The sequence below is a fragment of the Pseudomonas sp. SDO524_S393 genome (genome assembly GCF_054071875.1).
Genome location: NZ_JBSVVZ010000120.1, coordinates 1 through 9,211, shown reverse-complemented (window position 1 = coordinate 9,211; position 9,211 = coordinate 1). Strand labels below are relative to the sequence as shown.

Below are 9,211 nucleotides of genomic sequence, written 5' to 3'. Positions count from 1 at the left end.
CAGTGACAGAAATGTTGCCTGACCCACCGCTATCGCAGGCAAGCCAGCTCCCACATTTTGATCTCCATCGTCAGCAAGGCATACTTGCCACCTCTCGCACCACAGAACCAAACGCCACCCCATGCGTATCCACGTCAGCTTCATCGACCGCGTCGGCATCACCCAGGAAGTCCTGGCCCTGCTCGGCGGGCGCAATCTCAACCTGGATGCGGTGGAGATGGTGCCGCCCAACGTCTATATCGATGCACCGACGTTGAGTGCCGCCGTGCTGGAAGAACTGCGCGATGCACTGTTCAGCGTGCACGGGGTGCAGGCCGTGACCGTGGTGGACATCCTCCCCGGCCAGCGCCGACACTTGCAACTCGACGCCCTGCTGGCGGCCATGACCGACCCGGTGCTGGCCCTGGACAGCGCGGGCAAGATCCTGTTGGCCAACCCGGCGCTGATTGCGTTGTACGGGCGCGAGCCTGCTGGGGAAAGTATCAGCGAACTGTTCAACGACCCGGCGCTGCTGGACACCCTGCTCGAACATGGCTTTCGCCTGCCCCTGCGCGAGATCAGCGTCAACGGCCAGACCCTGCTGCTGGACGCTACGCCGATCACCGACGCCGGCGCCCTGCTCACGCTGTACCAGCCCAACCGCATCGGCGAACAACTCTCGGCGCTGCACCATGACCATGCCGAAGGGTTCGATGCGCTGCTCGGCGAGTCGCCGGTCATCCGCACCCTCAAGGCCCGGGCGCAGCGCGTTGCGGCGCTGGATGCGCCGTTGTTGATCCAGGGCGAAACCGGCACCGGCAAGGAATTGGTGGCCCGCGCCTGTCACGCCATCAGTGCGCGCCACAGTGCGCCGTTCCTGGCGTTGAACTGCGCGGCGCTGCCGGAGAACCTCGCCGAAAGCGAGTTGTTCGGCTATGCCCCTGGCGCCTTCACCGGCGCGCAACGGGGTGGCAAGCCGGGGCTGATGGAACTGGCCAACCAGGGCACCGTGTTCCTCGATGAGATCGGTGAGATGTCACCCTATTTGCAGGCCAAACTGCTGCGCTTTCTCAATGACGGCAGTTTCCGCCGTGTGGGCGGCGACCGCGAAGTGAAGGTCGATGTGCGCATCCTCAGCGCCACCCATCGCGACCTGGAAAAAATGGTCAGCGAAGGCACCTTCCGCGAAGACCTGTTCTACCGCCTCAATGTGCTCAACGTCGAGGTGCCGCCACTGCGCGAACGCGGCCAGGACATCCTGTTGCTCGCCCGCTATTTCATGCAGCAAGCCTGTGCGCAGATCCAGCGCCCGGTCTGTCGCCTGGCACCCGGCACCTACCCGGCGCTGCTGGACAACCGCTGGCCGGGCAACGTACGCCAGTTGCAGAACGTGATCTTTCGCGCCGCGGCCATCTGCGAAAGCAGCCTGGTGGACATCGGCGACCTCGACATAGCCGGCACTTCGGTAGCCCGCCAGAACGACGGCGAAGTCGACAGCCTGGAACAGGCCGTGGAAGACTTCGAGCGCAACCTGCTGGAATCGCTCTACACCCGCTACCCCTCGACCCGCCAACTGGCCAGCCGCCTGCAGACCTCCCACACGGCGATTGCCCATCGCCTGCGCAAGTACGGCATTCCCAACAAGCCCTGAACGCACGCAGATCAAACTGTGGGAGCGGGCTTGCTCGCGAAGGCAGAGGGTCACTCAACTCATTCAGCGACTGACACACCGCTTTCGCGAGCAAGCCCGCTCCCACATTTGAATTCCACTGCATGTCGAATTTGGTCTGAGAACGACATCGGCTGTACCGAAAGCGCTACAGCGTAACGATATCGCTACAACCCTGTTTTTTGCGCGCCATGCAAGGCTTTGATCCACATAGGCTTTTTTTCCTGCGCGTAGCTGTAGCGAAATCGCTACAGCCAGGCCGAATAACGCTCGACCAATTTTCCATAAGTCATTGTTTTATAAAGATTTAAAAACATTGGCCGCGATTTTGCTAAGCAACTCCCCATTATTCCAATCCCGTCCACCAGACGAATCTGGCCCCGAGGAGTTTCCATGAGCGAGTTGCGTTTTACTGAAGATCACGAATGGCTGCGCGCCGAAGCTGACGGCAGCGTCACCGTGGGTATCACCGCGTTTGCGCAAAACGCGCTGGGTGATGTGGTTTTCGTGCAACTGCCAGAGCTGCAGGCCTACGACAAGGGCGCGGAAGCGGCCACGGTCGAGTCGGTCAAGGCCGCAAGCGGCGTTTACATGCCCCTCACCGGTGAAGTGGTGGCAGTGAACCCGGCGCTGGAAGACAGCCCGGAACTGGTCAACGAAGATCCGCTGGGCGAAGGCTGGTTCTTCCGCTTCAAACCGGCCGATGCCGGGGCGGTGGCTAAACTGTTGGATCAGGACGCGTACGACCGCCTGATCAAAGCCAACGCTGAAGCCTGAGGAGCGCGCAATGACCGTCAACATCACCACCGCCAACGAATTCATCGCCCGCCACATCGGCCCACGCCAGGAAGATGAGCAGCAGATGCTCGCCAGCCTGGGCTTCGACTCCCTGGAAGCGCTGAGCGCCAGCGTGATCCCGGAAAGCATCAAGGGCACCAGCGTCCTCGGTTTGGAAGACGGCCTGAGCGAAGCGGCGGCCCTGGCCAAGATCAAGGCCATCGCCGGTAAGAACCAGCTGTTCAAGACCTACATCGGCCAGGGTTACTACAACTGCCACACACCGTCGCCGATCCTGCGCAACCTGCTGGAAAACCCGGCCTGGTACACCGCCTACACCCCCTACCAGCCCGAGATTTCCCAGGGCCGTCTCGAAGCGCTGCTGAACTTCCAGACCCTGATCAGCGACCTCACCGGCCTGCCGATCGCCAACGCATCCTTGCTCGACGAAGCCACCGCCGCCGCCGAAGCCATGACCTTCTGCAAGCGCCTGAGCAAGAACAAAGGCAGCAACGCTTTCTTTGCCTCGATCCACAGCCACCCGCAAACCCTCGACGTGCTGCGCACCCGTGCCGAGCCGCTGGGCATCGACGTGGTGGTCGGCGATGAGCGCGAACTGACCGACGTCAGCCCGTTCTTCGGCGCCCTGCTGCAATACCCGGCGAGCAACGGTGATGTGTTCGACTACCGCGAGCTGACCGAGCGTTTCCACGCCGTCAACGCCCTGGTGGCCGTGGCCGCCGACCTGCTGGCCCTGACCCTGCTGACCCCTCCGGGCGAGTTCGGCGCCGACGTGGCCATCGGCAGCGCGCAGCGCTTCGGCGTGCCGCTGGGCTTCGGTGGCCCGCACGCGGCGTACTTCTCCACCAAGGATGCGTTCAAGCGCGACATGCCGGGCCGTCTGGTCGGCGTATCCGTGGACCGTTTCGGCAAGCCGGCCCTGCGCCTGGCCATGCAAACCCGCGAGCAACATATCCGCCGCGAGAAAGCCACGTCGAACATCTGCACCGCCCAAGTGCTGCTGGCCAACATCGCCAGCATGTACGCGGTGTACCACGGCCCCAAAGGCCTGACCCAGATCGCCCAGCGTGTGCATCAGTTGACCGCGATCCTGGCCAAGGGCCTGACCGCCCTGGGCTTGAAGGTCGAGCAGGAAAACTTCTTCGACACCCTTACCCTCAACACCGGCGCCAACACCGCCGCCCTGCACGACAAGGCCCGTGCCCAGCGCATCAACCTGCGTGTGGTGGATAGCGAGCGTGTTGGTGTGTCGGTCGACGAAACCACTACCCAGGCCGACATCGAAGCGCTGTGGGCGATCTTCGCCGACGGCAAGGCCCTGCCAGCTTTCGCCCAAACGGAAAGCACACTGCCCGCCGCGCTGCTGCGCCAGTCGCCGATCCTCAGCCACCCGGTGTTCAACCGTTACCACTCCGAAACCGAGCTGATGCGCTACCTGCGCAAACTGGCCGACAAGGACCTGGCGCTGGACCGCACCATGATCCCGCTGGGCTCGTGCACCATGAAGCTCAACGCCGCCAGCGAAATGATCCCGGTGACCTGGGCCGAGTTCGGCGCCCTGCACCCGTTCGCCCCGGCCGAGCAAAGCGCGGGCTACCTGGAGCTGACCTCCGACCTGGAAGCCATGCTCTGCGCGGCCACCGGTTACGACGCGATTTCCCTGCAACCGAACGCCGGTTCCCAGGGTGAATACGCGGGCCTGCTGGCCATTCGTGCCTATCACCAGAGCCGTGGCGAAGAACGTCGCGATATCTGCCTGATCCCGTCGTCGGCCCACGGTACCAACCCGGCCACTGCCAACATGGCCGGCATGCGCGTCGTCGTCACCGCCTGTGACGCCCGTGGCAACGTCGATATCGAAGACCTGCGCGCCAAGGCCATCGAGCACCGCGAACACCTCGCCGCATTGATGATCACCTACCCGTCCACCCACGGCGTGTTCGAAGAAGGTATCCGCGAGATCTGCGGCATCATTCACGACAACGGCGGCCAGGTGTACATCGACGGCGCGAACATGAATGCCATGGTCGGCCTGTGCGCCCCGGGCAAGTTCGGCGGCGACGTATCCCACCTGAACCTGCACAAGACCTTCTGCATTCCCCACGGCGGTGGTGGCCCGGGCGTCGGCCCGATTGGCGTCAAGTCGCACCTCACGCCGTTCCTGCCGGGCCATGCGGCCATGGAACGCAAGGAAGGCGCGGTGTGCGCGGCGCCATTCGGCAGCGCGAGCATCCTGCCGATCACCTGGATGTACATCAGCATGATGGGCGGCGCCGGCCTCAAGCGCGCTTCGCAACTGGCGATCCTGAATGCCAACTACATTTCCCGTCGCCTCGAAGAGCACTACCCGGTGCTCTACACCGGCAGCAACGGCCTGGTGGCGCATGAGTGCATCCTGGATCTGCGCCCGCTGAAGGACAGCAGCGGCATCAGCGTGGACGACGTGGCCAAGCGCCTGATCGACTTCGGCTTCCATGCGCCGACCATGTCGTTCCCGGTGGCCGGCACCTTGATGATCGAGCCGACCGAAAGCGAGTCCAAGGAAGAGCTGGACCGCTTCTGCGACGCCATGATCGCCATCCGCGAGGAAATCCGCGCGGTGGAAAACGGCACCCTGGACAAAGACGACAACCCGTTGAAAAACGCGCCGCACACTGCGGCGGAACTGGTCGGCGAATGGAGCCATCCGTACAGCCGTGAGCAAGCGGTGTACCCGGTTGCCTCGCTGATAGAAGGCAAGTACTGGCCGCCGGTGGGTCGTGTGGACAACGTGTTTGGTGATCGCAACCTCGTGTGCGCTTGCCCGTCGATCGAGAGCTACGCGTAACCGACTGACGGAACACGGTCCAATGTGGGAGCTGGCTTTTGTGGGAGCTGGCTTGCCTGCTCCCACATGGACCGCCTCCACAGTTGGACCGAGCCCCCCAGAAAATAATAAGAAACCGGAGAACAACCATGTCCCTCAGCGTGTTCGACCTGTTCAAGATTGGTATCGGCCCCTCCAGTTCCCATACCGTTGGCCCGATGCGCGCCGCCGCTCGATTCGTCGAAGGGCTCAAGCGCGACAACCTGTTGAGTGCCACCGCCTGCGTCAAGGTGGAACTCTATGGATCGCTGGGCGCCACCGGCAAAGGCCACGGCAGTGACAAGGCCGTGCTGCTGGGTCTGGAAGGCGAACACCCGGACACCGTGAATACCGAAACCGTGGCCACGCGCCTGGCGCAGATGCGCAAGGACGGCCGCCTGAATCTGCTCGGTGAACACAGCATTGCGTTCAACGAGAAAGAACACCTGGCGATGATTCGCAAACCCCTCGCCTACCATCCCAACGGCATGATTTTTCGCGCGTTCGACGCCGCCCATATCCAGATCCGCAGCCGCGAGTACTACTCGGTGGGTGGCGGTTTTGTGGTGGATGAAGACGCCGCCGGTGCCGACCGCATTGTCGAAGACGCCACGCCCCTGACCTTTCCGTTCAAAAGCGCCAAGGACCTGTTGGCCCACTGCACCACCTACGGGCTGTCCATCAGCCAGGTGATGCTGACCAATGAAAGTGCCTGGCGCCCCGAAGCGGAAACCCGTGCCGGCCTGCTGAAGATCTGGCAGGTGATGCAGGACTGCGTGGACGCGGGCTGTCGCAACGAAGGCATTCTGGCCGGAGGGCTGAAGGTCAAGCGGCGTGCCGCAGCCTTGCACCGGCAGTTGTGCAAGAACCCGGAGTCGTCCCTGCGCGACCCGTTGTCAGTACTGGACTGGGTCAACCTTTACGCGCTGGCGGTCAACGAAGAAAACGCCAACGGCGGCCGCGTGGTCACGGCGCCCACCAACGGTGCGGCCGGGATCGTGCCAGCGGTGCTGCATTACTACATGCGGTTTATCCCCGGCGCGAACGAAGACGGCGTGGTGCGCTTTCTGCTCACCGCTGCCGCCATCGGCATTCTGTACAAGGAAAACGCCTCGATCTCCGGTGCCGAAGTCGGCTGCCAGGGTGAAGTGGGCGTGGCCTGTTCCATGGCTGCCGGTGCCTTGTGTGAAGTGCTGGGCGGCACGGTATCCCAGGTGGAAAACGCTGCCGAAATCGGCATGGAACACAACCTGGGTCTGACCTGCGACCCGATTGGCGGCCTGGTGCAGGTGCCGTGCATCGAGCGCAACGCGATGGGCTCGGTCAAGGCCATCAACGCCGTGCGCATGGCCTTGCGCGGCGATGGCCAGCACTTCGTGTCCCTCGACAAAGTGATCCGCACCATGCGCCAGACCGGCGCCGACATGAAAAGCAAATACAAGGAAACCGCCCGTGGCGGTTTGGCGGTCAACATTATCGAGTGCTGACGCCAAAGACGCGCCAGCACGTTTTTCAGGAGCTGAATATGTCCACCGAAACCCTGTTGAAAACCCCATTGCATGCGCTGCATATCGAACTGGGCGCGCGCATGGTGCCCTTCGCCGGCTACGACATGCCGGTGCAATACCCGCTGGGTGTGATGAAGGAACACCAGCACACCCGTGAACAGGCCGGGTTGTTCGACGTGTCCCACATGGGCCAGATCCGCCTCACCGGCGCCAACGCCGCCAAGGCCCTGGAAACCCTGGTGCCGGTAGACATCATCGACCTGCCGGTGGGCATGCAGCGCTATGCGATGTTCACCAACGATCAAGGCGGCATCCTCGATGACCTGATGGTGGCCAACCTGGGCAACGACGAACTGTTCCTGGTGGTCAACGCCGCCTGCAAGGAGCAGGACCTGGCCCACCTGCGCCAGCACATTGGTGACCAGTGCACCATCGAGCCGCTGTTCGAAGAACGCGCCCTGCTGGCCCTGCAAGGCCCGGCGGCGGTAAAAGTGCTGGCACGCTTGGCACCGGAAGTCACCAAAATGACCTTCATGCAGTTCGCCGCCCTGCGCCTGCTGGGCGTGGACTGCTATGTCAGCCGTTCGGGTTACACCGGCGAAGACGGCTTCGAAATCTCGGTACCCGCCGCCAGCGCCGAGAGCCTGGCCCGCAGCCTGCTGGCCGAAACCGAAGTGCAGGCCATCGGCCTGGGCGCCCGCGACTCGCTGCGCCTGGAAGCCGGCCTGTGCCTGTACGGCCACGACATGAACACCGACACCACACCGATCGAGGCCAGCCTGCTGTGGGCGATCTCCAAGGCACGCCGCGCCGATGGCGCACGGGCCGGGGGTTTCCCGGGCGCGGACCGGATCTTCACCCAGCAGCAAACCGGTGTGAGCCGCAAGCGTGTCGGCCTGCTGCCACAAGAACGCACGCCGGTGCGTGAGGGTGCGGAGATTGTCGACGAACACGGCAGCGTGATCGGCAGCGTGTGCAGCGGCGGTTTCGGCCCGAGCCTGGGCGGCCCGCTTGCCATGGGTTACCTGGACAGCGCGTTTATCGCACTGGATACCGAAGTATCTGCATTGGTACGTGGGAAAAAGGTGCCATTACGTGTAAGCAAAATGCCATTTGTACCGCAGCGTTACTACCGCGGCTGATTTACTGTTCCTATAAGTAACACGGTTGCGTTAACGTGCACTAATCTGTAACGCAACCGCCATAAAACAGTGCATGACGATAGTCAATGTAATGGGAACTTCGCTATAACAAGTGAATAACGCTATCGCATAAACGGGATCCACGTTTGTTGACCGAAGTGTCATAAAGCCGAGCAAAATCGCGCGGTTGCCCGGGGCTTGTTTTTTCTGCATTAGTTGGCGTAGAGTCTGCCCACTGTGTTTGCATGGGTCGCTTGGAACCTGGACCTGGGCAGTAGCTGAAGTAGTTGCGCTACAACCCGTTCGACGTCTCTTACTTTCCTGCAACCCAGCCCAGTACTCTTTCAGGTGAAAGGGGCTGTCATTAATTTTTAGCGTCAAAGGAAATAAGAAAATGGCTGAACGTCAGAGCGGTACCGTCAAGTGGTTTAACGACGAGAAAGGGTTTGGTTTTATCACTCCAGAAAGCGGTCCGGATCTGTTCGTGCATTTCCGCGCTATCCAGGGCAACGGTTTCAAGAGCCTGAAAGAAGGCCAGAAAGTGACCTTCGTTGCCGTGCAAGGCCAGAAAGGCATGCAGGCTGACGAAGTACAAGCAGAAGGCTGATCCCTGCTGCGACAAAAAGCCCCTGATGGTGACATCAGGGGCTTTTTTATGCGCGTTTGCTCGTAAAATGGCGTTTTTCCCATGAGAGCCCTGCCATGTCGAAACCCCTGCTGAGTCCCCAGGGCGAATTCCCCGCCGCAGGCCTGGGCCGTCGTCTGGCAGCCATGTTCTATGACTTCCTGCTGTGCACCGCCCTGCTGATCGTTACCGCCTTCCTCTACAAGCTGGTGTGGATGGCGTTTATCGGTGAGGCGAAGATGCGCACGCTCACCGAGTCCGGCGCGCTGGACGGCGACCCGCTGCTGTCGACGATCCTGTTGTTCGTACTGTTTGGGTTCTTCGCCAAGTTCTGGACCCATTCCGGACAGACCCTGGGCATGCAGGTGTGGGGCGTACGCGTACAGAACGCCGACGGCTCACGCATCAGCCTGTGGCAAGCGCTGTTGCGCTTCGTGGTGGCGATTGCGTCGTGGTTGTGCGTGGGGCTGGGGTTTGTCTGGTCGCTGTTCGACAAGCGCAAGCGCAGCTGGCATGACATCTATTCGGACAGCCAACTGGTGCGGATCCCGAAGCAAAAGAAGTAATTCCAGAATGATGGAGATTCAAATGTGGGAGCGGGCTTGCTCGCGAATGCGGAGGGTCAGCCAACACATCAGTGACTGA

At 62.0% G+C, this 9,211-nt stretch carries 7 protein-coding genes; all 7 read left to right on the top strand.

What is annotated here, in order from left to right:
• Positions 1–121: 121 nt before the first annotated feature.
• Positions 122–1,630, top strand: a complete 1,509-nt coding sequence (locus tag ACW9IB_RS28750; RefSeq protein ID WP_457416681.1) for a sigma-54-dependent transcriptional regulator — start codon at positions 122–124, stop codon at positions 1,628–1,630.
• A 411-nt stretch (positions 1,631–2,041) separates the two neighbouring features.
• Complete coding sequence (gcvH, locus tag ACW9IB_RS28745; RefSeq protein ID WP_457367168.1) at positions 2,042–2,425, top strand: glycine cleavage system protein GcvH; 384 nt, start codon at positions 2,042–2,044, stop codon at positions 2,423–2,425.
• A 10-nt stretch (positions 2,426–2,435) separates the two neighbouring features.
• Positions 2,436–5,273 carry an aminomethyl-transferring glycine dehydrogenase gene (gene gcvP, locus ACW9IB_RS28740; protein WP_457416679.1) on the top strand — a complete coding sequence of 946 codons (2,838 nt, stop codon included), beginning with the start codon at positions 2,436–2,438 and terminating at the stop codon, positions 5,271–5,273.
• A gap of 128 nt (positions 5,274–5,401) precedes the next feature.
• Entirely contained in the window at positions 5,402–6,778 is a 1,377-nt protein-coding gene (locus tag ACW9IB_RS28735) for an L-serine ammonia-lyase (RefSeq protein WP_457367166.1), read from the top strand.
• A 38-nt stretch (positions 6,779–6,816) separates the two neighbouring features.
• Positions 6,817–7,941, top strand: coding sequence for a glycine cleavage system aminomethyltransferase GcvT (gene gcvT / locus ACW9IB_RS28730; RefSeq protein WP_457416677.1), 1,125 nt, complete (start codon positions 6,817–6,819; stop codon positions 7,939–7,941).
• 394 nt (positions 7,942–8,335) lie between these two features.
• Entirely contained in the window at positions 8,336–8,548 is a 213-nt protein-coding gene (locus tag ACW9IB_RS28725) for a cold-shock protein (protein WP_003365337.1), read from the top strand.
• A 95-nt stretch (positions 8,549–8,643) separates the two neighbouring features.
• Positions 8,644–9,132, top strand: coding sequence for an RDD family protein (locus ACW9IB_RS28720; protein WP_457367163.1), 489 nt, complete (start codon positions 8,644–8,646; stop codon positions 9,130–9,132).
• Positions 9,133–9,211 lie beyond the last annotated feature (79 nt).